A 26,904-nucleotide genomic window follows, 5' to 3' on the forward strand; every position below is an offset into this window, starting at 1 on the left:
GAAGGACCTCCCAACTCTTGGCAATAACCCCACCAAGGAGATCCCTCACTACGCTCAGGACGACAACACCACCGTCGGGACGACAATACCCACCGTCATCCTGAGCAACGCGAAGGACCTCCCGACTCTTGACAGTAACTCTATTAAGGAGATCCTTCGCTTCGCTCAGGACGACAATACCACTGTCAGAACGACATGCTTCCACACTCCCTTTCACCACAAAGACTCATATAAATCTACCCAAAGGGGATTAATGGTATTAATCAAGGCCTCTTTCTTGTGTCGAGCCCATCCCTTTATTTGTTTTTCTCTTGTAATAGCCTCTTCAATGCCGCTGTATATTTCGTAATATACCAATCGATCGACATTGTATTTTTGCGTAAAACCTTGCTGTAGTTTATGCTTATGCTCATAAACTCGGCGTATTAAATTATTAGTAATACCGGTATAAAGCACATTCTTATGTTTGTTAATAGATAGATGTAATATTCCCTCATGACTTTTCCTAGCGTGTAATTGGACTTTTCCCCGAATCCACAGGGAAGGCATGAATATTAGCATTGAGTTTAGGGCTTTGAATATCTTTCGTTTCACTAGGAAATGTTGTCCTGAGTGAAGCAAAAAATCTCCTAATTAACGGGAAACTTTCTCAATTAGAGACTGTCCGACTCAATAGAATGTAAAAGAGAGGTAAACACCTGGTTGGAATCGAATTCTTTTTTGCAATTTCGCCATTCTTCATACAGCACACCAAAATGATTTTCCCAATAACTCTTAGGTAAATCACGCCCTAAATATCCAGAAAGATAGCGCTTTCCCCCCAATTTTAAAAAGCGCGCATCCAATGCATTCATTGCTTGTAGACAGCTCGCTAATAATGCGGGATTAACTCCCGGATTAAGAATCATCAATGCGAAAATATCCTTAGTCTTTGGTAGCATGAGGAATCCCGTTTGCTGCTGGCTAGCTATAGGCACTATTTGCAAGACGGTGGCATAATGCAAGGGCAACTCGGCAAGCACCTCGTCAAGGCTATTGGCTAATAGGTTACTTGGCACAAAGCATTCATACCAAGGGTGAAGTAAATCCCATTGCCCGGTGATTTTCATGGCTTCAAATCGCGAATCATGGCGATGAAGGTAGGAATGAATCGATTCATCTTGCTTATGAAGCAATTTCCAAGGCCTTAAATTCTTGGACAAGGCAGTAAACTCGGGTGGATTATTGTCATACTCCACAGAAGCGTGAATAGCAAAAAGCCACTGAGCAAAGGGTACTCTCTTATCGAAAACTAATTTAGCTCCTTGTACGGAAGGAGAACAAAAAGCTTCGATATAATCGGCTTTATTTTTAAGTTCAATGAGATCATTCAACCATTGTTCTTTATCGGCATATACTAAAAAAAAGGTTCTCACTTTATTCTGGCAAGAGCGCAATCGCACACAAGCCTTGGTCATTACAGCAAACTGACCTTGTCCTGAAAGGCAAGCGTGAAATAAAGGGGAGCGCGAATCGACAATTTGCTTTTCCCCATGAGCAAGCACCACTTCCAGGGCTTTCACATGAGCAGTTACCGAACCCCATTTAAAAGAGGACGCTCCTACTCCCCCTACGGACAAAACACCCCCAATGGATAAATGACAATTGTAAGGAAGAACATAGGGTATTTGTGCGCTTTTCAGAGAAACATCCAACAATTGCGCCCAACTTGTATTCGCTTCAACCCAAATTGCATCCGATTCCTTATCCAGCACAGCATTTAATTGTTCGAGATGCAAAGTGAGTCCGTTCACGGATAATGATTGCCCACCTTGGCTTAATCCATTACCGCGAATGGTCACAGGAAGTTTGTGTTGACTGGCATAAGCAAGAATGGCTTGAATTTTTTCAGTGGAAGGCGGGATGCAAGCAGCTGCTGGAATCGACTGCGTTAATTTACCGAAATCTTGCGCATAAAAAACAAGCGTATGCTCATCGCTGAGCATCGCTTGTCCGGTTTCTTTCTCACACTGCTTTATTTGTTGCATACTCCAAGGAATTTGCTGCATGTTGATTCCTTTGTTTTGCCAATTCCAGTCGACGATTACATGCAAGAAGTAGTCCATCGAACATCTTGTTGAATGCTTCATAGCATCGATCTATCATTTTTAATGCTTCACGTCTGACGTGAATAGGCACTTGCATTTCGAATAGTTTTTTCTCCATTTCACCTTCGAATAAAGCATGAGCAAGCTCCACATCGAGATGGCTGGAAGAGAAATATTTAAGATTTTCATCTTCGCCCGCTTTCTTCACTTGGTTAACTACTTTTTCAAAGAATACATGACCCGAAGACTCGAGTGTTAATAGCAGAGCAATGTTTAATATCTCATCATCGGTTTTATAAATCTCTGACATGATCGAATAAGCGGCATCACGTGTGAGCTGGGATTCCTTACTGTAAAGCCAGGCCACATCATCTCGCGAACAGGATTTATCTTGAGATAGACCACTCATGTATTTTTTATCATGTAAAAACCATTTTTCGTGACCTGCGTCTTCAAGACGGTGGTGACGCGCAACTTTTTTCAAATAAGGATCACGAACTCGTTCCTCATTGAGGCGCAAGATATCTTGAAAGGTCATGGCCCAAAAAGTTAATTCAGGGACAAAATAGCTAATCTCTTCTAAACTATCTAAATGAGTTAGTACATCAAAGAAAGGGTGATTCATAAATTCTTGTTGTTTTGAATCAATATATGCTTGTATCGTTTTCATAGTAGTAGCCTCCGAGGCCTTAAAAATTAACTGGACAATTTAGGTATTGCACCCATCATGCCAATTTTTTAAGCAATTTGAGCATATATTGAACCATTTGAAGCGTATTATTTCCTTTTCCCCAGCAATAAACCTCGGATAGCGCCAAAAAAATGTCTCCGATTTCACTAGTTTTGACAAAAAATTGACCAAAAAACCTTCGATTTTAGCGAAAATAACAAAATTACCTTAAATTCGCCAATTTTTTGTCGTATTGTTCCATTAGCTTATCCACATTATTCCAATCAATCTCTTTAATACACCTCACTTTTTTACAAATTTGAGTTAACAACTCGGCTTGCACCTCCCCATACGCATTTGCGATAGCATAAGGCGTATTGGTGAACATGACTAATACATGTTTAGAAACATACCTGCCTGGATAACGGTGCATTAACTCCTGTTCCATCTGTTTTCTTAAATTGAATTTTTCGTCCCGGATATCGGTTTGAATTTCATGATAATTATCCATGGACATCGCAGCGACAGCGTCTGTATTTACTTTGCGCGAAGCATAAAAAGCAGGAATAACTTGCCGCCAATTATCATCATACTGATTTAAAAGATCATCGAGAATGCGACAATCTTCAAAAGCGCTATTCATTCCTTGCCCAAAAAAAGGCACTATCCCGTGAGCAGCATCGCCGATAAGTAAGCATTGATCTTCGTAATACCAAGGCGTGCATTTTATTGTGCTCAAATTGCCGATGGGGTGTTCCATAAATTCAGTGATCAAGCTAGGCATGGCCTGGTAGGCATCTGAAAATTGTTCTTTAAAGAAAACTCGGATTGAATCCTCATCTTCAAGGTGAGCAAAACTGTTTTTACCTTCTTTCGCGAGAAATAATGTACCGGTAATGGAACGGTCACGATTGGGATTTCCCAGTAACATGAACGACTCCCTTGGCCAAAGGTGCAAATGCTCTGGAACAAAATCCTGAGTTTGGCTTTGGGCTATCGATAATTCTTTATAGCCATGAGGAAGAAATTCGCGCGTTGCAGTAATAAGGCGCTCTTTGACCAGAATCTCGCGGACATTTGAAGCAGCCCCGTCTGCACCTATCAATAACTGATAGCGTTTTGTTAGATGACTGCCATCCTTCTCTTCGAAATATAATACTTTGTCGTGCACATTCACACCCACTAGTTTCGTATTAAAATGCAACCGTATTCCAGGATAGCTCTCTGCGTTATTAAGCAATAATTCATTAAGCTCATTGCGCAAAATAGCGTTAATGTATTCATCCTTGTGACGTCCAAATGCTTGATACTTTATTTCCCCATCGAGCAAATGGATTGCTCGTGCTCTCATAGGCACCATAATGTTCTTTACTTTTTGCATAAGGTTCACCCCTGCTAGCCCTGTTATACCCCGGCAGGATAAAGCAAGGTTGATGGAACGTCCTTGATCAACCTCCTTAACTCGTAAATCAGGCCTCGCTTCAAACAATTCCACCTCGTAACCACGCCTGACCATATATAGTGATAACAAGGTACCTGCTAAACCAGAACCAATAATGGTCATCGTTTTCATCATTCTTCTCCGTTGCCTTGCCTCTCAGCTAGAAAAAAGTGCATGAGCACATCGACTCTTCGCTGAGATGGGGCTATCCCTAACTTCCAGGCACTTATGAACTCTGACCTCAAAATTATTCAATAAATGAACTGTTTTGAAAATTTTCCAGCATAAATCATACCGATCTTACGCGGTGATATAAAATAGGCGGGTGACGCATAGCAGGACCATCTTGTTATAGCTTGGTTCAACTCGAAGTGGGGAAATGACTTAAGTAGTCTTTTAATTCATCGGGAACATTGGGGGGCTTAAAATAATACCCTTGAGCATAATCGCATCCATGAGCGACAATAAAATCTTTTTGCAGCTCGGTTTCAACACCTTCTGCCAAAACCTCTAAATTCAAACTATGACCCAAATTAATGATGGCGCGCGCTATTGCCGCATCATTCTCTTTATTAACCAATTCGTTAATGAAAGAACGATCAATTTTCAACTTATCGACAGGGAATTGCTTTAAATAAGATAAGCTCGAATAACCTGTTCCAAAATCATCGATGACCAATTTTATTCCCATATCTTTTAACTTATACATCGTATCAACGGCATGATCGATATCATCCACCAATAAGCTTTCGGTGAGCTCTAATTCTAAAAATTTTGCCGCCAACCCTGTTTGCTTAAGGACTTTCTTAATGAGCTCGGGCAAATTAGTTTGGCGAAATTGGCGGCCGGATATATTGACGGCAATACTTAAGTTTTTATAACCCTGTTTATGCCAACGGATGGCTTGTGTACACGCTTCTTCTAAAACCCATTTTCCGATATCAATGATTAAACCATTCTCCTCGGCCATACCAATGAATTCCATGGGCGAAACTTGTCCTAAGAGGTGACTGTTCCAGCGAATTAAGGCCTCAAAACCCACAATATGATTTTTTTTCAAATCAATCAGAGGTTGAAAAACAAGGTAAAACTCCTTATTTTTCATTGCATCACGTAAAGCATTATCCAATTGCATGTGATTGATGATACGCCTATTCATTTCTTGATCAAAAATGCGATAATTATTGCGTCCACTGTCTTTAGCATGATACATGGATAAATCAGCACTCTTCATCAATGATTCGTAATCCAGACCATCTTTAGGATAAAAACTAATTCCTATACTGCCAGTGATTTTTAAGCTGTGTTGATCAATCTGAAACGGTTTCTCAATCAGATGCAAAATTTCTTGTGCCATTTGTTGCGCTTGCTGCTCACTACTCAATTCGGGCAGAAGAATAACAAACTCATCACCACCAAGCCTTGCTACCGTGTCAAAATCGTTTGTTGCAATCAGCAATCGATTAGAAACAGCTTGCAATAATTTATCACCAACGCTGTGGCCCAAGGTGTCATTGGTCAATTTAAAGCGATCTAAATCTAAGAAAAGGAAGGCAAGTAATGAATTTTTTTTCTTTGCTTGTAGAATGGCTTGCTCCACCCTATCGACGAGCAACACTCGATTAGGAAGTTCTGTGAGCGAATCATGCGTTGCTTGGCGGATGAGTTGTTTCTCCATCTCCCGGCGCTGCGTGATGTCATTGAGGATGCAGACATAATGCCTGACTTGTTTAAAGGAATCACTGACTGGCGCAACACTTAGCTCACACCAATACACTTCACCATTCCGACGAAAGCTTTCAAGTTCAACGGTTTCTTCGCGTTGCTCTCTAATCGCTAAAGCAACTCGTTTTTGGTTGACCTGATCGGCTTGAGAACCTTGTAAATGCGCTAAATTTTGCCCAATTGCCTGCCTCTCGGTGTATCCAGTAATGCGTTCAAAGGCTTTATTGACATAAATGATCGGTTGATTGGGTTTAGAAATATCAATGATTGCCACCCCATGTGTGCTCGCTTCGATTGCCCGCTCACGAATGCGTAACTCATCTTCTGACATCAAACGGCGTGTGACATCACGGAAACTATACACTCGGCCAACAATTTCGTTACCAACCCGCTGTGGCTGAGTGTACCGTTCAAAAATTCGACCATCCTTGAAATGCAACAAGGGTAATTCACCTTCCCAGTCGGGGTTCTCATAAAGGTATTGCACATCGGCAATCACTGCAGCAGGATTACTTAGCTGCTCTAAAATGTACTCAAAACCAATGCTTTCCTTACCGGACTCAAGCATATGCGAAGGAATACGCCACATCTCCACAAATTTTTGATTCCAATCCACCACTTGCCCTTTACCATTAACCATCATAATACCGTCGGCTGTCGACTCTAAAGTGGCTCGCAACAACGATAATGATTTTTCGAGTTCAATGTTTTTTTCTCGTATTTCACTCGTTTCGATCCTGATATTTTCAGAAAGCGGAGCCTTGTTCGCGCGCTGAAATTCAGGTTGATTGTGATACCATTTTTCAAGCAAGGAGGATAATTCGGGTGTAAATGATAAGATTCCAAGCTCTTCGCAGACGTTCGTTATTGAAGGCTCCTTGCCACGTTTTTTTATGGATTCAGCGGCAGAGGCAACTTTTTCATAATCAATTTCTTGCCTACTCATTGATCCCTCACTAAAATTGACTTCACGATGAAGCAATTTATTTTTTGCCAAAAACTTAATAAATCTAAAGTTTCATTAAATTATTATATACTGCTCTCACAATTTTTGCCTGGTAAAATAAGGAATAGGTAATGGACAAGACTCATTTTGATACTCGAGCTATTCACGCAGGCCAACAACCCGATCCCAGTACCGGTGCGGTTATGACGCCCATTTATACTACCTCAACCTATCGCCAGTCCGCTCCAGGCATTCATCAGGGTTTTGAGTATTCTCGTACCCGCAATCCCACGCGGGATGCCTACGAAGGGTGTGTGGCAAGCCTTGAATCAGGTCAGCGTGGATTTGCTTTTGCTTCAGGAATGGCCGCAATCAATACAGTCATTGATCTTCTGGATGTCGGTGATCACGTCATTGCCACCAATGATTTATATGGTGGCAGTTTTCGCTTATTTGACAAAGTCAAAACGCGAACGTCCAATCTATCTTTTTCCTTTGTGGACATGACTGATGTTCGTAATATTGAAACTGCAATTTCCTCCAAAACACGCATGATTTGGGTAGAAACCCCTTCAAATCCCATGTTGAAACTTGCTAATTTACGAGAAATTGCAGCGATAGCAAAACGCCATAAATTAATTACCGTCGCCGATAATACATTTGCAACGCCATGGATTCAACGCCCTTTGGAATTAGGTTTTGATCTCGTTTTACATTCTGCCACCAAATATTTAAATGGTCACTCTGACGTCATTAGTGGTGTTGTTGTGGTGGGCGATCACCCTGAATTAGCAGAAAAATTAGCCTTTCTACAAAATTCCTGCGGTGGTGTCTCAGGCCCTTTTGACAGTTTCTTAGTGCTGCGCAGCATTAAAACGCTTCCATTGCGCATGCAGCGGCATTGTGAAAATGCAAGAAATTTAGCCCAGTGGCTAGAAAAACATCCTAAAGTCGCAAAAGTGATTTATCCTGGCTTGACTAGTCATCCACAGCACCCACTTGCCAAAGAACAAATGCAGGATTATGGCGGTATGATTTCAATGGTTATTAAAGGCAATCTTGAGGATACCAAACGTTTTCTCTCTCGCTGTGAATTATTTACTTTAGCAGAAAGTTTAGGTGGTGTGGAAAGCTTAATCGAGCATCCCGCAATCATGACTCATGCTTCCGTACCCGCACCAATACGCAAAGAGCTGGGTATAGAAGATGGATTTATCCGATTGTCGGTGGGTATTGAATACATTGACGATCTCATTGCTGATTTAAATTATGCTTTCGAGTAAATTGGAGTAGTTAATGTCCGAAAAAAGAAAAACAGGAGGGCAACTGCATGGCATTGCGGCATTAATCGTCCTTGTAACAAGCACTTTTTTATGGTTTATCCCAATTCTTTTTATCGGATTACTCAAGTTAATCCCTAATCGACGTTGGCAATCGATGTGCACGCGGTTTGCCGATGCCATTGCCACTTTTTGGTGCGATACCAACAATGCTTACATTGGACGTACCCAACAGGTCAAATGGCAAATCAGCGGCCTGGAGAATCTGAATCGTAAACATTGGTACTTAATTATTGCCAATCATCAAAGTTGGCTAGACATTGTGGTGTTGCAGCGCCTTTTTAACCGTAAAATCCCTACGCTAAAATTCTTTATTAAATCACAACTTAAATGGGTTCCATTGTTGGGATTTTCTTGGTGGGCTATGGGTTGTCCTTTTATGAAACGTTATTCCAAAGATTATCTTGCCAAGAAACCTCATAAAAAAGGAAAGGATTTGCAAGCAACGCGCAAGGCCATCGACTTATTTAAGTATGCTCCAGCAACCATCACGAATTTCATTGAAGGTACGCGCTATACTCCACAAAAAAATCAACTACAAAATTCACCTTACCAGCATTTATTAAAACCTAAAGCTGGCGGTATTAGCTTTGTAATTAGCGCAATGGGACAGCAATTTAACAGCTTACTGGATGTGACCATTATTTATTCAGGGAAACAGTATTCTCTCTGGGATTTTCTCTGTCGAAGAGTGGAAGCAATTACAGTGCATATCCGTCAACTGCCTATTCCTGCCCAATTTACTCATCCTAATTTGGCAGATGATCAGGAAATACAAACCAAATTTAGAAACTGGCTAAATGATAACTGGCTTGAGAAAGACAATTTAATTGCTAGTTTGAAAAGTTAGGGACACAGTCGGTGCAGGCTTTAACCCGGAAGCGAAAGGTAGCATCCCGAGTTATACCCACACTTGATTTCACCTAACTAAAATGCAACCTCTAGGGCCTGCTGCTTATTAGCAACTAAATCGTCTATATCATTAATTTCAAATCCTAATTGGTGTTCAAGCGCAAACCCACATTCTTCGATATAGGATTGAATTAAACGACCAAGAGAGCCTTGTTTTAAGGCACCAAGATCATTCTCAGTGACATTATCGCCTTCGCCTTTGAGTAAACGAATTAAGTGATTGACGGCGTCTATCTTATTCTTTTTAGTGTATTGATAATTCGCGAAGAAAGGCCAATAGACATCATCTCCCTGCGTTCTCTCATCGGCATACTGGTGAAGCATCCAGATCAGTGTATTAACGGGATTACGGCTATTAAGAAAATCAATCAGCTCATCAACTGAATCTAATTCCCAGTTGCAGTGCAATGCCCTTTTAAGCGCAGGTTTGTTTTCATCTAAGAATTGATCAATGGTATCGAACAATTGACCATTGTTAAGAGCGCCACGATCCTTGGCAGAGATAAAACGATTAGAATGCTGCAACGCTTCAATAAAATGCTGGGATGCATCTAATTTGTCCTGACGGGAATATTGAAGAAAGGTGAAAAAAACTTCACCTTTACTAGCCCGGTCTGCTCTATAACTTAGCACATCCTTAATGAGCAATTGAATTGTATCAGGTTGAGAACTCTTTGCTACTCTATCTATTAATTGCTGTGTCCCACGTTGATGCATCCCTTCATGCCTTTCCGCAGCAGGGTGATGATCTTCCTTATGTGTGTGCTTTTCTATACGCTGGCACACTTGCTCTTCTAAACGTTGACGCTCTTGCTCCTCTCGACGCTTTTGCTCTTCTAAACGCAAACGCTCTTGCTCCTCTCGACGCTTTTGCTCTTCTAAACGCAAACGCTCTTGCTCCTCCAGACGCTTTTGATCTTCTAAACGCAGACGCTCTTGCTCCTCCAGACGCTTTTGATCTTCTAAACGCAGACGCTCTTGCTCCTCCAGACGCTTTTGATCTTCTAAACGCAGACGCTCTTGCTCCTCCAGACGCTTTTGATCTTCTAAACGCAGACGCTCTTGCTCCTCCAGACGCTTTTGATCTTCTAAACGCAGACGCTCTTGCTCTTCCAAACGTTTCTGCTCTTCTAAACGCAGACGCTCTTGCTCCTCTCGACGCTTTTGCTCTTCTAAACGCAGACGCTCTTGCTCTTCCAAACGTTTCTGTTCTTCTAAACGCCGGCGCTCTTGTTCTTTAGTACTTCTGTCGAGGGCATCAAATACTGCGACGAGGCTATCACTTTCTTCAAAATAACCCGGTACAAAATCATGTTTGGCAAGAACAGTTCTGATCGCAATTATTTCAGTACGCAATTGTTCATTATCGACAATCTGTTGACTATCTACTTCCGACGTGATTGGATTAGCGGCAAAGAACTCTTGGATTTTTGATTGGATTTCCTCATAAACCTTTTGCCCTTTCATGATTTGGGCATATAAATCAAACTCGTAAAAATGGTGCTTCAAATCCATTTTTTCTTTAATCATTTGCTGCTGAATAGCCATGATTAATGCACTAATTTCTTCTTCTTTCCCTTTTAAGATTACACTGAGTATTTCGGTACTTGTGGACAATAGTAAGGCATTTAGTTTATGGCGGGGATCAGAATGAATTTCTTTTTTCGCATAATTAACTAGGGCCTCCATCAACTCAGTACGATGTTCACCCAATTTGCGTATTAAGTGCTGCTCAAATTCTTTTTCTTTCCTGTCCATCAATAAAGTAATAACTGTTGGCCATGCCCCTGCGGCAACGGCTGCGTCTACGACATCGCCTAATGGATAATGCTCAAGTAATACTTTCCTAAGCAGCGGGTTATTAAAGTATTTGGTGAAAAAGCTTAGTCCAACCTTAGATAAAGGGGGTTTTTTATCAAGCTGTTTCAATAATTCACCGAATGTCTCGGCATCCCCTTCATTTAATGCACGGGCTATGAGCGTGTTTCTTAACCCAGACGAAGCATTTTTGATAAAGCCAGAATCAAAAACTAGCTCTTCCACAGAGCGGTGAAGTGAGGCGAGTGCACTGGGGAATTTATGATCTTTTATATAGACATAAAGACGGTTTAACGCTTTTTTGTAGACGAGTTCATAAATATCGCTCGCTGATTTTTCACCAAACAGCATTTTAAGGGCAACATGCTGTATTGTCTTATTTTTATGGGGAGGCCTTGTTAATAATTCTTGAGCATTTTCTCCCAGGAGAATCCCGAAAAACTCCCCTTTCTTTTCTTCGTTTCCCAAATCGATAGGATCCCTTAAGAGTTCATTAGCGATGTTGATACTTTGATGCATGCAAGCTTTAAGGAAGAGTTTTTCTTTATCTTGTTGAGCATACCTTTCCATTTGCCGAAGCATTTGAAATAACCGTAGATCATTATGTTCAATTGCATACGTGATAAATTGCTCATAATAGCGATTCACATCCACATGGGCAGTAAGAACATAAACTAAATCAGGGCTGCCACTGCTAAGGACGTTCCCAACATGCTCTGCTTCATTTCGTGCAAAAAATGCAGCAAAGTTTTTATCCTTTAACGCACTAGAGAGCAAACCAGAGTTATTATCCTTTAAAGTAAGGGTAAAAACGCCTGAAGCTAAAAGCTCATCATCTAACTTAGCCCCATGCCTCACCAATAAGTGGGCACCAGGAGCATTCTCTTGGTGTATGGCCCAATACAAAGGCGATCCTTCTACTCTAAAATAATCATTAATAACCGCAGATAATCGCGAAACCATTTTTTGATTAAGGACAGTGACAGCATGCTGTAGCAGTTCTGCGGAGACTGATTTTTCAGGAAGTTGATTTTTTTCAAGAATAAGCGCAATTAACTCAAAATGCTTTTCGTGAAGCAAGCGCCGATAGGTTTGCGTATTAGCAAGCAAATGAGCGTAATTCTCCCCTAAAAAGGCTAGTGCAGCATGATTTTTATTGGTCGAGGCTTCAATAAAGAGTTGATACGCTTCTTCATTTGAAAAGGGAACCACCCCTACCATCTTCCGGGCTAAAACAAAATGGTGATTTAAAATGGCGTATTTTAGGGTAAATTGACAACTTTCCTTGCCGACGTCTTTTTCTAATGCTACCTGCCAAAAGCGTGACAAATCGCTTTCGCCAAGGTAAGCAAAAAGAGGGGAAATTTTAGTTAAATGGGAGGGTTGATTTTTAGTGTACGCGTCCTTGATGTTATCAAAAATAAACTGATAACAAAAAGGCAAGTCTTTGATTATTTGTAAAATAAATGCCTTATTGTTATACGTCAGCGCCGCTAACAAGCATCTTCTTCGCTGGGAATAACTGTATTGACCCCAGGAATCCGTAACAAAACGATACTTCCCTGCTTCGATCAGTTGATCAGCCAACTCATAGTCTGTGCTCCCTTTAGGAAGAATAATATTCCCGTCAATTCGAGCAGCAAGAATTGTGTTTATCCTTGGCAAATCACCACGGTTAGCGGCCGATTTTAATTGCTTGAGTTTGAATTCATCGGAAGCCTTGCAATCCATATCCACTAAAAAATGCACCAACTCTGCATTCCCATACTGGCATGCAAACTCCAGCGCTTTTTCTCTGCCTTGCGTTGAAAGAGTCCTGATTTCTTCGCTTTGCTTAATGGGTCGGTTTCTTTCAAAACGAGCCAAAACTTCGAACGCATTTAAACCGTCATGATCATCAAAAAGTGCCGCAAGCTGTGGACCAAATGGCTCAAGGGGTTGGTTCTCGGCAACAGCACGCAAGAATCGTATCCATTCCGTCTCTGGTTGACCTTTCAATGCAATTTTAAAGATCTCGTTACTTGGATGTTGAAGTGCGTCACGAAGTAAACTGGGCTTAACCGTAAAACCATGTTCCATTAACAACTTGAAATTAAGCGGTGAAATTTTGGAAATTATTTCAGCATCGATTTCTAAATTATTCAAAGGATTACCTTCTTTAGCTAGTTTTTCTAGCCAAAATTGCAGAGTGCTGCGATTATCGTTTTTTGCAGCGAGCTTCACTAGGGAAACGATGCGCTCTGAAGAATAATGCAGAAACTTTGCATCGATAAGATAACCTAAACTCTTTGAATTACCGGACGCTGTAATCGCTTCAAATAATCTTTCAGCTAAACCTAAAGAAGTAATTTTAATACCGTATCTTTTATATAATTCAACAACCTGCACAAGATTAGTCAAATTATTCGATAAAGCAGCATGTTCAAGCAACGAGGGTTCAGTATCACTAATCCCTTCCTTAAGTTCTTGCTTCTTTACCTCATTTTTCTGAATCTCTAACTCAATTTTTTGCAGCATTCGATTGAGTAAAGCGGTGCTTCCGTATTGCGCAGTAATGCATAATAAATTTAGCTGGGATGGCAAATCGGCTAAAGTAGAAAAATAATTCCAAGCAAACGCATCGCGCTTATAACAAATGGCGAAAGTAGCATCATCTGAATTCACTTGCTTGTGTTTTAAATAATGCTCAATCGTCTCTTCATCATTGGCGCCGAGAGCGAAAAAAAGCGAGGTATGGCGAGCATCCTGTCCAGCTTTTCTTGCACGGGAATTCTCATCATTTAAGCTTGCCAATAAAATTTTTCTTTTATCTGGATATTGATGCTCAGTATGGGCATTAGGTCTTGCAAACACCCGCATTTCTAACCCAACATCGTCGCTGCTTTTGAGAAAAAGGCACTCTTTGAGTTCGGCAATTGCATCAGTGGCCGTATTAAACGTTTTAATATTGAATTTTAATTCTTTTTTGTCACGCTCATCTTCGTCTTCTTGATAATTGGGGTCAAAAACGATGTATTGATCATTTTCAAACGCTAAGCCAACTGCATGTTTATTTGCAGCCACATAACAGGCTCGGCCATTATTACGGATTTCCTCAAGAACTTTTGTCCAGTTGATTTCGTTTTCTACAAGGCCGATGTTATATTCGTTTTTAACGGGGACGCCGTCGATTGTGATTATTTTATCTAAATCACCCTGACTACTATTTTTGTTGTATTCTTGAGGGTTAAATGCAATTTCAGTCTCTAAAATAAATTGATCAAATTTTTCATCTTGTCCAATTTGATAATGTTTTGGTGGATTCGCTAATGATTGACTCTGGCGAAAAAATTCGGGCAAGTCCCCCTTTAAAAAATATTTCACAAAAAGGGCAACTAAGCCGGAGCAAACACCATTATTATTTAATTTTAATGAAATTCCTTTCTGGCTTAGGATGATATTAACCGAACTAATAATTTTACTTTGCCCCGGCATAAACAATTTCTCCTGTACAACTCAATAAAGTCAACGAATTAAAAAAGACAATATTGTACACTATGTATATTTAATAATCACCAAATGATTGATTCGAATAACGCACTTAAGAATAAAAATCAAGGTACCATCTGACAAAACGTGCTATCCCCTCTTTAAAATCAATTCGAGGACAATACCCTAAATCGTCTTGGAGGCGTTGCGTGGACGCGTGAGTGGATAGGACATCACCAGCTTGCATGGGAAGAAATTCTTTAATTGCTTTTTTGCCAATCGCTTCTTCAAGCGCCTCAATATAATCCAATAAATGAATTGGATTACCACAACCGAGGTTATAGATTCGATAGGGAGCATAACTACTGCCTGCATCCGGGTTAAGTGCTGACCATTCGGGATTGGCCGTTGCTACTTTATCAATTGCTAAAGAAATACCGACCACAATATCATCAATGTAGGTGAAATCTCGTTGCATTTGGCCATGGTTATAAATGTGAATCGGTTTATTGGCAAGGATATCGCGCGTGAAAGAAAAAAATGCCATGTCAGGCCTACCCCAAGGCCCATACACCGTAAAGAAACGTAATCCAGTGGTGGGTAATTGATACAAATTAGAATAAGCATGCGCGATCAGTTCATTGGCTTTTTTCGTTGCTGCATAAATGGTTAACGGATGGTTCGCCCCATCCTTTTCCTGGTACGGTTGTGAACCATTTGCCCCATACACTGAACTGGTCGAGGCATAAACCAAGTGTTCGACTTGGTGATGTCTACAGGCTTCAACGATATGGGTAAAGCCGACCACGTTGGATTGTGCATAGGTATGAGGATGACTAAGAGAATAGCGCACGCCCGCTTGAGCAGCCAAATTAACTACCCGCTGGGGTTTATGCAGGGAAAAAATTTCGTTGACCTTGTGTAAATCACTGATATCAGCCTGATAAAACTGAAAATTGGGATAGGCTTGTAATTGCTCAAGACGTGCTAGTTTTAAACTCACATCATAATAATCGTTAAGATTATCAATACCTATTACCGAATCACCGCACTCTAGGCGAGTTTTTGCTAAATGAAAACCGATAAAACCGGCTGCACCAGTAATTAATAACCGCATCGCGCTATCCACTATTTAAGATGGATGGAGTATACCCAAGATAGTTCAAAAAACTAGACATCCGTGAACGAACTGTCCCTGTTCTTTCCCGTCAGTTTCAGTATACTAGATGCATTCAAACATTCAGTGCAAAATTATGAACTCATTACAAGCAATTATCGAAAGTGGCTTTGAACAACGTCAACATTTATCTCCTGAAACAGCCCCAAAAGAGCTCCTTACAGCAGTCGATGAAGTCCTTTCTGGATTGGATCAAGGCACCTACCGTGTTGCTGAAAAGGTGAATGAAGAATGGATTGTCCACCAATGGCTTAAAAAAGCAGTTTTACTTTCATTCAGACTTTATCCCAATCAAATTGTTGATGCTAATTTCTGTCAATTTTTTGATAAAGTTCCGCTCAAATTTACAGGTTACAGTGCCACAGAATTCAGCAAAACAGGCGTTCGGGTTGTTCCCCATGCCATGGTTCGCCGCGGTGCATTTATTGCTAAAAATACAGTGCTCATGCCTTCTTATGTCAACATCGGCGCTTATATCGACGAAGGCGTATTAGTGGATACTTGGGCCACCGTCGGTTCGTGTGCACAAATTGGTAAAAACGTCCATTTATCAGGTGGCGCGGGAATCGGTGGTGTTCTTGAGCCTTTGCAAGCAAATCCTACGATTATTGAAGATAACTGTTTTATTGGTGCACGCTCAGAAGTGGTTGAGGGCGTTATTGTTGAGCGTGATTCCGTTTTATCCATGGGAGTCTATCTTGGCCAAAGCACAAAGATTTACAACCGTTTGACCGGGGAAGTGAGTTATGGACGTATACCCGCGGGTTCCGTAGTGGTTTCAGGAAATATGCCCAGCGAAGACGGCTCTCATAGCCTATATTGCGCCGTTATTGTTAAACAAGTGGATGCCCAAACCCGTGCCAAGGTAAGCATTAACGAATTATTACGAGATGTTAGGCAATGAATGACGTTAAATCCTTACTGGAAAAGCTAATACGCTTTGAATCAATTACTCCCAACGATTCAGGCTGCCAGAACTTCATGATGGATTTTTTAAAACAACACGGGTTTGACTGCCAACGTTTTGATCATTTCCCTGTTGCCAATTTTTTTGCACACACAGGCACACAGCCCCCACTGTTAGTCTTTGCGGGGCACACTGACGTTGTCCCGGTGGGTGATGAAAGTCAATGGCAAACACCTCCATTTACGCTGGTAGAGAAAGATGGGATGCTTTATGGGCGTGGCAGTGCGGATATGAAAGGTAGTTTGGCTGCAATGCTTGCTATGGCTGCTGATTTCACGCAAGCGCATCCCCATTTTTCGGGTAGTCTGGGTTTTTTAATCACCAGTGGTGAAGAAGGGGATGACTTTCATTTAGGTACCCCACATGTAATGGCGAAACTGCACCAACAGGGCATTCATCCTGATTTTTGCATTGTAGGAGAGCCATCAAGTACCCAACGGGTGGGCGATGTCATTAAAGTCGGACGCCGGGGCTCTTTAACTGGAAAGCTCATTTTGCACGGTAAACAAGGTCATGTGGCTTACCCGCACTTAGCTCAAAATCCTATTCATTTGATCAGTCCCGCATTAGCGGAGCTTACAGCAAAGCATTGGGATGAGGGTAACGCCTACTTCCCTCCCACTTCATTACAAATCACGCATATCCACGCAGGGGGGCAAGCAGGAAACATTATTCCTGGTACGCTCGTCATGCATTTTAATTTTCGTTTTTCCACAGAACAAACCGCTGATAAGTTAAAAGACGCAGTGAACCATTGCTTTAAACAACACGGCTTATTCCCAGAAATCGAATGGCGTCTGAATGGGGAACCTTTTTTGACAACGCAGGGACGGTTACTGGAAAGTTGTATTAAAGCGATAAGCAAGGTTACCAACCAATCCCCCGAACTATCAACCAGCGGCGGTACTTCAGACGGACGATTTATTGCACCTTATGGTGTGGAAGTGATCGAACTAGGTCCGGTGAATTCGACGATACATCAAGTGAATGAGTGCGTTTCTTTAGCGGATTTAGAGAAACTTAAGCAAATTTACTATTCAATAACTGAAGGCCTATTAGTCGATGAAGTGTTTGCGCAATAACCCACCCTATTTTCTTCGGCTTTTCCCATCGCCAAGGTCCCGCAGCTTGTGTGCGGGATCCAAGAGGTTGCGGTAAAAAATTTAAATTTTATTTGATTTATCAATGGATTCGGTTTCTTCCCTTGCTTGTTTTTGCGCCAAGCTTTCATCAATTAAACTGTTTCTAATTGCTCTCATTAATGGGTATACCTGTTTCATCCACGAGGAATTGAGCAACCAGCCAGACAAACCGCCTGTTTGTTTTCCCATTTCTTTAATTGCTTCAGCACCAAAATGAACTTCGCCTTGAGGCCCACTTACCACCATTCCTTTGTCTAAATCATAACCTTTATCTTTCAATTTTTTCACAAGCTCTGGATTCTCACGGGCATTAATTGCCTCTACATCCGGGCGCTTTAATTTTTTTACCGCCAAAGTGCATACCGGGCAGCTGCCATCATAAACAATACAGTTTCCTGGAAGGGATGCAGGATTGTTGATGGGTTCAGAGGATGGTTTCGTTGATAGGTAACGTGCGGGGGTAGTAAAAAGCCGGGAGTTGCTTGCTAATGGCCTTGCGCTTCTTAGCACGAGGGATATTCCGTTGATACGACTACGCATAATTGATTTCCTTAAATAAACTAATCGCGCAAGTATTATACGCATTATTCAATCGTGTTGACAATTTTTTCTCCTTCTTTAGAAACGAGCTCACTTAAGTCTAAAGGGCTCGTTTCTGATTCCTTATATCAGCCCATCTTCCTTATTTTTGTTGGTGGCTCATCCAAGGTTGTTGACGTAGTGGCCTCTTGAGAATCTGAGAGGTTATTAGTACGGCTTTCTTCATCCACCTGCCTATGGCGACTATTGTTCTTATCTTGGGTAACGGGCTTAAAATGCCGAAATAAACTGGCTAAATAGAGTAAGCCTCTTTTTTCAAAGGGGGATAACGCTGTATTAGATCCTGAAGAACTCATGTCTACGAATTTCTTTTCGATATCGCTTCTATCCCCTTCCTCCCATTTCTTTTTCCCACTTGACCATAAATGAGATACTCGTTCGCTTGCTAAAAACGTTAACGAAGGAGGTGTCTTTCTCCCTTGGTCAGTGGTATTGCATGCACTGCGTTTTATTCGCGCTAAAGTCTCATACTGTAAAGCCGTAAAATAATTCGCGCCAACATGAAGTAGATGGCTAATCATTCCTATTTCGATTTTGGCCGGCCATAATCTTAGAGGGGGTAAATTTTGCGCCGGTTCTTCTAAAGTCGCCCCCATTAATCGGTTTTTTTCATACAGAATTTCAACCAACCTTACAAACGCATCGCAAAGCTTAATAAAGGTGGCCTCTCGCAAACAGGGACGGTAAATATGGCTCAAAATAAAAGCACGCATCAAATAAAATAAGTGAATAAGATGCTCAGGATCGGTCACTTTATCTAAATCATCCTTATCTCTGATACCATCACGTTGATACATTTTCCAAATTGCCGATCTTTTACTACACTGGCTCCAATCCGAATTAAACGCTAAAATCGGAAATGCTGGGTGATTTTTTATAGTAAGCAAAGGGGTGATTTTCATATCCATTAGAATGCCGTAATCAATCAGTAAGGCCTCTGCCTTTCCTCTCATCAGCTTTAATAATTCACCAAATAAATTGGGCCAAAGCACCATAAAAATGTTGATACTTTGAGAATTGGAAGTGCTCCGGGGAATTTCCTCTGCGAATTGCTGGATAAATTTTTCTAACGCGGGATAAGAAAAATATAATCGTGGCATTAAACGCTGAAGCTGCATTATGTCTTCCATTTTTTGTACATGTGTTACTGAACTTTCAAATAGGAGTGAGGGAAGCCTGGAATACATCATATTGTGCGCTACTATGCATGAAAATTTCCAAGGCCCTATTAATTGCCTCATTTCTATTGGCATGTCCGACAACAATTGAATAAGAAACTTTAAAGCATACTGCTTATGCTGATTAGCCAGGTCGATAGATTTTTCGACCGTGTGCTCAATAATCAGAGCCACTAATTTTTCATTCTTACACCGTTGATTAATGAGAGCAAACCAACTCTTATAGTTTTGATGGGTTGTGAGGTTTGCTAAAATATTAATTGCCACCACTCCACTAAAACTTAATAAGAGTTCACAATGCTCCTGGTCAAGCAACTTAAGCGCTATTTGGTGTAAAAAATCAATTTTTTGAGCGTCCTTACAATCGATCAATGCGTGATCGATCATTTGGAGCAATACGAAGTCTTTTATGAATGGGGACACGGCAGCACTATAATCATATAACCGTGTTAATCTTTCCGTACCGTCTTTTTCTAAATGCTCACCCGTATCGTTGAATACTGTAGAAAAATAATGCGTTAAAGAAGTAAAATTACAATCTGCTAATGTATCCTTAAATAAAATAAGAAGATCCGTTGGCTTGTTTTTTAAATACTCATTAAGCACTTTCACCAGGTGGGTAACTGATAATTGACTTAAGTTTAGAATCAATATCCGTAATATGCTGAGCATTGATTGGTATTGAGGATTATTTGTTACGGATAATAAGCTAGGGTCTTTACTAATTAATGTTAAAAATAGAGCCAAGAAGAAAACCAGCTTGCCCTCATTATTTTTAAACTTAGGTAATATAAAAACTAGAGCCTGTAGACTAAGCTCATTTTTTGTTGTTTGACTCTGTAAATCACGATTATATATCACCCTAAATTCCTGCAAACCTTGGATACTTTTATCCCCATAATTAGGTGTATTCTTTTCGGGTAAATCGGCAACTATCTCGAGGAAAAAATAATGATAAATTAGCCCAGGTGTCTGCTGGCGGAAAGGGAGAAAATTTAGCCCCATGGTTTTAGCTTGCTCTATCATCTCCGTTTCACAGTTGTGAAATAACTCCGCTACAGCAGTTCGACCGTTTAGCACAGCATTCGTGTAAGGCGTGTCGTTTGGCCCTCTCTTCCAATTAAAAACATGCGCTTTTTTTGCTAATAAAAGACTTACTTCTTCTGTTTTTCCTAACTCACTTGCTAAATAAAGTGCGGTTCTTCCATCTCGGGAAAGGCCTGTAATATCATCGTTCTCAGCATGCCATCTTAAAGCGTCTATATTGTGAAGAACAGCCATATGGATTGGTAGAAAGCCACTCTTTGAATACATCGTTAACATTTGCGGGTATTTTTCTTTAATCCTCTCAAGTAATTCAGTATCCCCCACGTGGGCAGCACAATGCGCTGCAGTGAATTGCAATGAACCACAGGGGGGAGGGGAAAGGGATACTCCTTCAATTTCTAACAACAAAGCAAGCACCTCTTTGCAACCATGGATTATCGCTAGATGTACAGGATAAAATCCTTGCTCATTGGGTTGCCTAAAGATTTCTTTTCCCTCTAGCTCAATTAATTGTTGCAGGGTAGCCGCAGAATTCCTCTTGCCCATGGCATAGTAATGGCTAAGTAAATTCCCTTCAGCATTTTTTTCTTTCCTTAAGAATTCATATTCCTTATTTTCAAGAAGGTGGTGAATAATTTTTTCTTTTGCGTAAACAAGTGCTGCTTGCAATAAATTTAATTCTTTCACAAGTTTTACTTCGATTAAATTGGGTGCTTGGGAGAGCAAGAACTTAAATAATGCTAAATCACCACCACGCATGGCGCTTTTCATTAATAAAGCCATATCTAACGGCGGCTCCATCTCCTCTAGTTTTCTTCCTGCTAACTCCTGTTGAATCAATGCAATTTTTTCTTCATCCGTTTTTGTCGGATCTTGAATAATGTCAATTATGCCCATGTTTTAACAACTCCATAGAACAAAAAATAGAGTAGTATACATTAAACCCGCATTTATTTATTCAAGAAACTTCCCAAGAGATTTTAAAGAAAGAAACTGTAGCTATTAGTGAGCCAATTTTTTGCTAGATCCTAACGTTGCCTCATGCGCTTCTTTAGCCCATTTTAGGCATTCGTTCATTCTTTCTACTTCAGCAGGATCTTTCATCACCTCTTTAATAACTGTCGAATATTCTTCAGCATATTTTTTCAAATTTTCATAAGTGGGTGTTGCCGAGGTCACTATTGACCATAAATTACGCACACTCGCATTCTCTTCCCAAATCGTGTAATTATCTTGAAAAGCCGCGGCCAAATTTTCAGCTAATACCCGTGCTGCTCGGCCACAAAAATAATATTCGAGCGAATGAGAATCTTGATCGATAAACTGTCTAATTATTTTTTCGTTATCAAATTCACCGGTTTCAGAGATAAGGGTTACTCGAGGCCTTGGATCGGTACGGTTAAGTCCGGCTGCAGACATTAACATGCTAATTGGCACATCTTCTTCTGCTAGTTCGGCGTATTTAAACCTGCCTTTTTCATTTTGAGCAGTCATATCGGCTAGCAATTCCAAATCAGTAATTTCCCCTAAATGCCCTTCCTGAATTGCTCCTTGAATAAGGCTTTCACTCATAATTGGGGTAGCTAACTTTCCAACACTTAAACTTCGCCAAAACCCAACTTTAGGAATAAGGCTATCGTAAATAACACACTGTCTTTTTCCATCAGGCCCTGTTATTTCAATTAAGGATTCATTAGCTGGCCAGGGTTTTGTACGTTTATGCAGCATTAGGTGCAATGGATTTCCTTCCTTATCCCGATGAATAGTCATTGTAGTCATGTCAAAGGGCGTCCCTGTCGCCAATAGACCATAGTGGACTAAACGCTGACCTAGGCCTTGATGAACAATAAGGGATTCAATGACCCCTTTCTCTGAATATAGCCTTTGTAAACCAGATAATGTTTCAGTGCCGCCCATTCCGAAGAGATGATTAACGCCACGAAGCATCCAGTGGCACAAGACATCAGCAGAAGCATTGGTTGCGGTAGAAATGGTTTGAAGAGTTGAACCATCCTGTCGTTCTGCAACACTGGATTTAGCATGACTGAGGAGGGCTGATCCAGGGGTATAGCAAGTGGTCGGATGATATAATCCATCTGGACCTTTTTGCATACCACGATGAACTGTCGAATTCACAAAAGCTCTTGATGCCAGTGAGGCCGTTCTGTATTGCCCATCCGCATTAACAACGAGGAGTAGATCTTTGTGCGCCGACACTCTTGGTCCATGCTTTTCTGTTTCTTCGCGCATTCCTCTATAACCCTCAACTGTAGTGGTGAATTTAGTCGCATCGGGATGAATTGCTTCCTCAAGGGTGCGAGAGAGTAATACATTAGTAGGATTGCCTCCAAAATACGGAGAGAAATTGTCTATGGTTATGCCTCCAACAATATGATCGGTTTCTGCAATCACTTCTTCTCGGGAGGATTTTTGCGCGCTGGTCAGCTTTCGCGATTCGCGAATTAGTTTTTCCAGATTAGGATTGGTTGTACTGACTACTTCGGGCTTCTCCTGCTCAGGAATAACTAAAAATCCATTAAGTTCTAGCGCCTTTTCACTTAATTGCGCTTGATGTACAACCATTGCCTTAGCAGGCGGCTTTTCGGGTTTGACTCGGGTAATGACCCTGTCGTCTTCGTGTGCCGCGGTAACAATTGTCCGCATTCCTATATTAAGCGTACCTGCAAATCGCCTTCGGCCCAGAAAGGTTTCTGGTTTATAACCTATAGTCGAGTATTCTCTTGCGGTGGGACGGGACGTTAGGTATATAGGGGCTTGTTTGATCCCTTCAGGCACTTTTATTTTTGCCATAATCATTGATACAACTCGAGGAACTTGCTCTTTAATAAAAAATCCGCCTCGTCTCATGATTACAACCTATACTAGCCGTCGAGCATAGGTTAATTATAGTGCATTTGGTTAATTTTTTATCCAGATGTTGCCTCATGGGGATATTCTAAGGGGATGCTGCAGAAAATTTGATTTAAAAGAGGAATGGTCGTGGTGACCCAATCAGGATAATTGCAAACCACAAAATTTTTGCCTGCCTCACGAAAACCCATTTCATACAGCAGCTTTGCAAAACTAGTTTCTATTGTTACCAATGTATTCAGTTCAATGTGTTGAAAACCGTTTTCTGCCAAGGTGTTGACTAGACCTTTTAAAATGGCCTGAGCAATATTCGTATCCATTGCATAAAGTGGGGAAATTCGATAGCTTTGCTGGTTTGATTGATAGCCACAGCATGTGGCTATGCCATAACCTTGCAATCTGTCTTGAGAATAATAACCGATAGCAATGGCGTCCGGCCGCTTTATCCATTGCTGAATAAATTCTCGAAAGCCTTTTCCAGCAGTCCCAACAAATTGCCGATTAGTATAAGCATTAATGTCCTCTTTTGCTGAACCATGTAGTATTCTTAAAGTACCTTCTGTCCATAAAGGCTGGGTTGAGCCCACAGCCAATTGATCCATTTTTTTAGACTCTAAAATCAGACAACGATTAGTTAATGGTGTTTGCTTAAATCCTTGCTTTGCATAATAGTCGACTGCTCGAGGAACGGAATGGAAACAAACAAACGCATGTTCAGGTAACTTTTCTGTGATTGCCTTCTGCCATAAAAATGAACCCACTTTTTGACCGCGATATTGCTCTCTGACCAAGAAAAACCCTGCCGAATAAAGGGGCTTATTTCGTATTAAACTTGAACTGGCATGAAGAATGACGCAACCGGCTAATCGATGGTTAATTTTCACAACACAGATTTGATTTTGAGGACAATTAAAATAAAACTCAACATCTTCAGCACTGTATGACCACCCTTCCTTGCATGCTTCCTCCTGCATCAAAAGGCCCAATTCTTCCTTTTGAATAGGACAAATTTCCAAATTCACCATTACTCCAATACGTTTGCTCTGAACGAATAATAGCCCAATAAGGTAAAATAAAGTACCGTATTAATACGGTACTTTTTAAACTAATTCTTTTATTTTAAGCACTAAATCGATTTTATTTGTTGCATGTAATTTTGATTTGAGTAATTCAACTCGAGACTCCACTGTGCGATAGGATTGACCAAGATAAGCTGCTATTTCTTTAGCCGTTTTCCCTTGTAAAAGTAATTGGGCATACTCCATTTCTCGGGCAGTTAATTTAGATCTAGTTTGTGAAACTTCATTCATAAAGAGTTGCCGCTGTTCATTAAACTGGGTATTAAGTGAAGGCCAGTTTTTTACTTCCATGCTTTTTGAGATCTTTGATTGAAACCGCTGATTCGGGGTGTAAATTTTAGTCAAAGACTTAGATTGACTTACCTTATTCTGAAAAAAAAGGATAAATCGGTCGAGTAGATCTAAATTATTCACATAAAACTGATTCATTTCTGGGGCAATCAAGTGTGTACCAAAATGGTAAAATTCGCTAAAACCAATTCCCTGCCTCAGAATGGTAAAGACATGCCTAAAATTAAAATCAGCAGCATCTTTCATCATCATTGCCGTTTTACCCCGGCAATCGATAAAATCCCAAACGACATATTGCCCTAAGTCCGACTTTTCAAACTTAAGCTGCACACAGGGGTCTGCTTGATGGTAATTTTTCTTAAAATAATTACCAACAAAACTAGCCTTGTTACAGACAAGAGCAAAGTGGTTATCCTCATACGTTCGAATGTGAGAAAATGTTGTGATATTTAGTCTCGCTAACGGCCTACATAAATCCGTTATTTCTTCAGCATTGCATTCAATGGGATGATGCTTTAATTTTATTTCAATTTCACTCATAGAATTTAAGCGTTTATTGCACTAAAAAGTCATAGGTCCTACAGCACCAGGCTGTCCCTACTACATTAGGGATGATTATGTCGTGGTTATTGCCTGTGACTAGCGTTTCTAATTTGCCATTCCCTCAGCCTGTAACTGTCCTTGTACTGGCAAGCCCGCTTCGCCTTCTTGATTGACTTTTTCATTAACTACTTTGGCCACACAAGAATCAGACCACACGTTCAAAGCAGTCTCAAGCATATCGATCAAACTATAGAACGGTAAAATAATTCCCATCAATGTAATAGGAACATTCATGCTTGCCAATAAACTGGCACTTAAGAAGAAACAGCCCATTGGCACACCAGCGTTACCAATTGCTGCAATGGTTGCAATGATTACCCACAATCCCATCATCGGTAAAGAAATTTCGATACCATGATTTTGCATGAGGTAGATGACTGTGGTAAAAATAAAAGCGGCACAACCATTCATATTTAGACTTGTGCACAGCGGCAACACAAAACGGCTTATCTCCGGTTTGACTTTCAGGTTTTTCTCTGCCGTTTCCATTGTCACTGGCAAAGTACCTACCGAAGATTTTGAAAAGAAAGCAACAGATAAAGCAGGTAACATCCCTTTGAAAGCAACAAAGGGCTTTATCCCTTGTGATTTCAACCATAAAGGTAAAATGACTAAGCCTTGAATCAGATTTGCAAGAACGATAATTAGCAAATATTCACCAATCCCCTTAATCGCCATGCCTTCACGTAATTGCACAACGGTGGAGGTGATAAAGCCATAAAGCCCTAGCGGGATGACCGCAATGACCCAATTCGTTACCACCATAAATAGGCCATGTGCACCGCGAAAAAATTGAGTGATGGTTTGTCTTGCTTCTGCTTCGGGAATAAAACGAATTGCGACCCCCACGACGATACCAATGAGCAAAACGCCCATAACTTGATGTTGGATAAAGGGCTCCAAAATGGTAGACGGAATGAGATTGGCAATGTGCTGCAAGTAACTTAACTGTGCTGTTTGCGGCCCAATGGCTCCCTGTTTAATAACCCCCATCATCCCTGGGTGAATGAGAAGATATAATAAACAACTAATTGCTGCCGCCACTAAGGTAGTCCCTAAGGTGTAACTCATCGCGCGCCGCCAAACTGTGCGCATAACACCATCGGCACGATAATTAGACAGGGTGACGATGATAGACAATGCAATGATGGGTAAACTGATGCATTTAAAAATCTTGATGAAAATATCCGATATCAACAAACCGAAACTTTTTAAGAAAGCGATATCAGAGTAACCACTGATCACCCCAAGAAAAATCATTGCCGCATATAAAGCAGGAGTACTGAACCAGCGTTTTTTAAGAGGGGTATGTTGAGCGCACATAGCAAGAATACCTTGTAAAATGAGTTAGACTTATTCAGAAAATGCAAGGGATAATTAGCAACAACACAGAGAAGAAGAAAAGTGCGCTACGCGAGAAGGTATGTCAGTGTGAAGCAAGTCTAAGTCTTTCATAATCGCCGTTAGTTCAATTTTTATACATTGAGAGCATATTTTAACACATTTTGCGCCCACGTCAATCCTCTATTAATACGCATGGTC

18 protein-coding genes are annotated in these 26,904 nt (G+C 40.8%); 4 read left to right on the forward strand and 14 right to left on the reverse strand.

Annotated features, from left to right (window positions below; all coding sequences use genetic code 11):
* From B5D33_RS15760 to B5D33_RS15785, 6 genes are all read right to left on the reverse strand, one after another.
* Positions 1-220 (reverse strand): hypothetical protein (locus B5D33_RS15760; RefSeq protein ID WP_139364761.1); only part of this gene is annotated, 220 nt, incomplete at its 3' end.
* Positions 214-549: a GIY-YIG nuclease family protein gene (locus tag B5D33_RS15765; protein WP_078767512.1), complete on the reverse strand. Its 336-nt coding sequence runs from the start codon at positions 547-549 to the stop codon at positions 214-216. The genes B5D33_RS15765 and B5D33_RS15760, both read right to left, overlap by 7 nt.
* A gap of 104 nt (positions 550-653) precedes the next feature.
* Positions 654-2,048, reverse strand: coding sequence for an FAD-binding oxidoreductase (locus tag B5D33_RS15770; RefSeq protein ID WP_058451523.1), 1,395 nt, complete (start codon positions 2,046-2,048; stop codon positions 654-656).
* On the reverse strand, positions 2,005-2,757 hold the full coding sequence (locus B5D33_RS15775) for a hypothetical protein (protein WP_058451524.1): 753 nt from the start codon (positions 2,755-2,757) through the stop codon (positions 2,005-2,007). Before B5D33_RS15775 ends, B5D33_RS15770 begins: the two co-directional genes overlap by 44 nt.
* Positions 2,758-2,980: 223 nt before the next feature.
* Complete coding sequence (locus B5D33_RS15780; RefSeq protein ID WP_058451525.1) at positions 2,981-4,330, reverse strand: FAD-dependent oxidoreductase; 1,350 nt, start codon at positions 4,328-4,330, stop codon at positions 2,981-2,983.
* 229 nt (positions 4,331-4,559) lie between these two features.
* Positions 4,560-6,869 (reverse strand): bifunctional diguanylate cyclase/phosphodiesterase, encoded by a 2,310-nt coding sequence (locus B5D33_RS15785; RefSeq protein ID WP_058451526.1) that lies wholly within the window; start codon positions 6,867-6,869, stop codon positions 4,560-4,562.
* 131 nt (positions 6,870-7,000) lie between these two features.
* On the opposite strand from B5D33_RS15785, the gene B5D33_RS15790 reads away from it, so the two are divergent.
* Positions 7,001-8,152, forward strand: a complete 1,152-nt coding sequence (locus B5D33_RS15790) for a trans-sulfuration enzyme family protein (protein ID WP_058451527.1) — start codon at positions 7,001-7,003, stop codon at positions 8,150-8,152.
* 13 nt (positions 8,153-8,165) lie between these two features.
* Positions 8,166-9,059: an acyltransferase gene (locus B5D33_RS15795; RefSeq protein WP_058451528.1), complete on the forward strand. Its 894-nt coding sequence runs from the start codon at positions 8,166-8,168 to the stop codon at positions 9,057-9,059.
* A gap of 77 nt (positions 9,060-9,136) precedes the next feature.
* On the opposite strand, the gene B5D33_RS15800 is transcribed toward B5D33_RS15795, so the two are convergent.
* Positions 9,137-14,413: an MAP7 domain-containing protein gene (locus B5D33_RS15800; RefSeq protein WP_078767509.1), complete on the reverse strand. Its 5,277-nt coding sequence runs from the start codon at positions 14,411-14,413 to the stop codon at positions 9,137-9,139.
* 106 nt (positions 14,414-14,519) lie between these two features.
* On the reverse strand, positions 14,520-15,524 hold the full coding sequence (locus B5D33_RS15805; RefSeq protein ID WP_058451149.1) for an NAD-dependent epimerase: 1,005 nt from the start codon (positions 15,522-15,524) through the stop codon (positions 14,520-14,522).
* A gap of 136 nt (positions 15,525-15,660) precedes the next feature.
* Between B5D33_RS15805 and dapD the strand changes: the two genes are divergently transcribed.
* Together dapD and dapE are read left to right on the forward strand one after the other, a co-directional pair.
* Positions 15,661-16,488 (forward strand): 2,3,4,5-tetrahydropyridine-2,6-dicarboxylate N-succinyltransferase, encoded by an 828-nt coding sequence (gene dapD / locus B5D33_RS15810; protein ID WP_058451148.1) that lies wholly within the window; start codon positions 15,661-15,663, stop codon positions 16,486-16,488.
* The gene (gene dapE / locus B5D33_RS15815) at positions 16,485-17,633 is read left to right on the forward strand and encodes a succinyl-diaminopimelate desuccinylase (protein WP_058451147.1); all 1,149 of its coding nucleotides are present in this window, start codon (positions 16,485-16,487) and stop codon (positions 17,631-17,633) included. The genes dapD and dapE overlap by 4 nt, the downstream gene beginning before the upstream one ends.
* A gap of 81 nt (positions 17,634-17,714) precedes the next feature.
* On the opposite strand, the gene B5D33_RS15820 is transcribed toward dapE, so the two are convergent.
* From B5D33_RS15820 to B5D33_RS15845, 6 genes are all read right to left on the reverse strand, one after another.
* Entirely contained in the window at positions 17,715-18,233 is a 519-nt protein-coding gene (locus B5D33_RS15820; RefSeq protein WP_058451146.1) for a DCC1-like thiol-disulfide oxidoreductase family protein, read from the reverse strand.
* A gap of 128 nt (positions 18,234-18,361) precedes the next feature.
* Positions 18,362-21,415 carry an ankyrin repeat domain-containing protein gene (locus B5D33_RS15825; RefSeq protein WP_058451145.1) on the reverse strand — a complete coding sequence of 1,018 codons (3,054 nt, stop codon included), beginning with the start codon at positions 21,413-21,415 and terminating at the stop codon, positions 18,362-18,364.
* A gap of 105 nt (positions 21,416-21,520) precedes the next feature.
* On the reverse strand, positions 21,521-23,386 hold the full coding sequence (locus tag B5D33_RS15830) for a hypothetical protein (protein WP_058451144.1): 1,866 nt from the start codon (positions 23,384-23,386) through the stop codon (positions 21,521-21,523).
* Between the two features lie 59 nt (positions 23,387-23,445).
* Positions 23,446-24,414, reverse strand: coding sequence for a GNAT family N-acetyltransferase (locus tag B5D33_RS15835; protein ID WP_058451143.1), 969 nt, complete (start codon positions 24,412-24,414; stop codon positions 23,446-23,448).
* Between the two features lie 75 nt (positions 24,415-24,489).
* A complete protein-coding gene (locus tag B5D33_RS15840; protein WP_058451142.1) occupies positions 24,490-25,299 on the reverse strand; it encodes a response regulator transcription factor in 810 nt (269 codons plus the stop codon).
* Positions 25,300-25,407: 108 nt separating this feature from the next.
* The gene (locus tag B5D33_RS15845) at positions 25,408-26,685 is read right to left on the reverse strand and encodes a dicarboxylate/amino acid:cation symporter (protein ID WP_058451141.1); all 1,278 of its coding nucleotides are present in this window, start codon (positions 26,683-26,685) and stop codon (positions 25,408-25,410) included.
* Positions 26,686-26,904: the final 219 nt, after the last annotated feature.

It is taken from the genome of Legionella maceachernii (assembly GCF_900167045.1).
Taxonomy (GTDB): domain Bacteria; phylum Pseudomonadota; class Gammaproteobacteria; order Legionellales; family Legionellaceae; genus Tatlockia; species Tatlockia maceachernii.

Coding starts and splice junctions, on each gene's coding strand:
- B5D33_RS15800 (WP_078767509.1), bottom strand. CDS start 14,413: ATGCCGGGGCAAAGTAAAATTATTAGTTCGGTTAATATCATCCTAAGC.
- B5D33_RS15825 (WP_058451145.1), bottom strand. CDS start 21,415: ATGGGCATAATTGACATTATTCAAGATCCGACAAAAACGGATGAAGAA.
- B5D33_RS15830 (WP_058451144.1), bottom strand. CDS start 23,386: ATGAGACGAGGCGGATTTTTTATTAAAGAGCAAGTTCCTCGAGTTGTA.
- B5D33_RS15765 (WP_078767512.1), bottom strand. CDS start 549: ATGCCTTCCCTGTGGATTCGGGGAAAAGTCCAATTACACGCTAGGAAA.
- B5D33_RS15780 (WP_058451525.1), bottom strand. CDS start 4,330: ATGAAAACGATGACCATTATTGGTTCTGGTTTAGCAGGTACCTTGTTA.
- B5D33_RS15795 (WP_058451528.1), top strand. CDS start 8,166: ATGTCCGAAAAAAGAAAAACAGGAGGGCAACTGCATGGCATTGCGGCA.
- B5D33_RS15775 (WP_058451524.1), bottom strand. CDS start 2,757: ATGAAAACGATACAAGCATATATTGATTCAAAACAACAAGAATTTATG.
- B5D33_RS15805 (WP_058451149.1), bottom strand. CDS start 15,524: ATGCGGTTATTAATTACTGGTGCAGCCGGTTTTATCGGTTTTCATTTA.
- B5D33_RS15785 (WP_058451526.1), bottom strand. CDS start 6,869: ATGAGTAGGCAAGAAATTGATTATGAAAAAGTTGCCTCTGCCGCTGAA.
- B5D33_RS15790 (WP_058451527.1), top strand. CDS start 7,001: ATGGACAAGACTCATTTTGATACTCGAGCTATTCACGCAGGCCAACAA.
- dapD (WP_058451148.1), top strand. CDS start 15,661: ATGAACTCATTACAAGCAATTATCGAAAGTGGCTTTGAACAACGTCAA.
- dapE (WP_058451147.1), top strand. CDS start 16,485: ATGAATGACGTTAAATCCTTACTGGAAAAGCTAATACGCTTTGAATCA.
- B5D33_RS15840 (WP_058451142.1), bottom strand. CDS start 25,299: ATGAGTGAAATTGAAATAAAATTAAAGCATCATCCCATTGAATGCAAT.
- B5D33_RS15835 (WP_058451143.1), bottom strand. CDS start 24,414: ATGGTGAATTTGGAAATTTGTCCTATTCAAAAGGAAGAATTGGGCCTT.
- B5D33_RS15770 (WP_058451523.1), bottom strand. CDS start 2,048: ATGCAGCAAATTCCTTGGAGTATGCAACAAATAAAGCAGTGTGAGAAA.
- B5D33_RS15820 (WP_058451146.1), bottom strand. CDS start 18,233: ATGCGTAGTCGTATCAACGGAATATCCCTCGTGCTAAGAAGCGCAAGG.
- B5D33_RS15845 (WP_058451141.1), bottom strand. CDS start 26,685: ATGTGCGCTCAACATACCCCTCTTAAAAAACGCTGGTTCAGTACTCCT.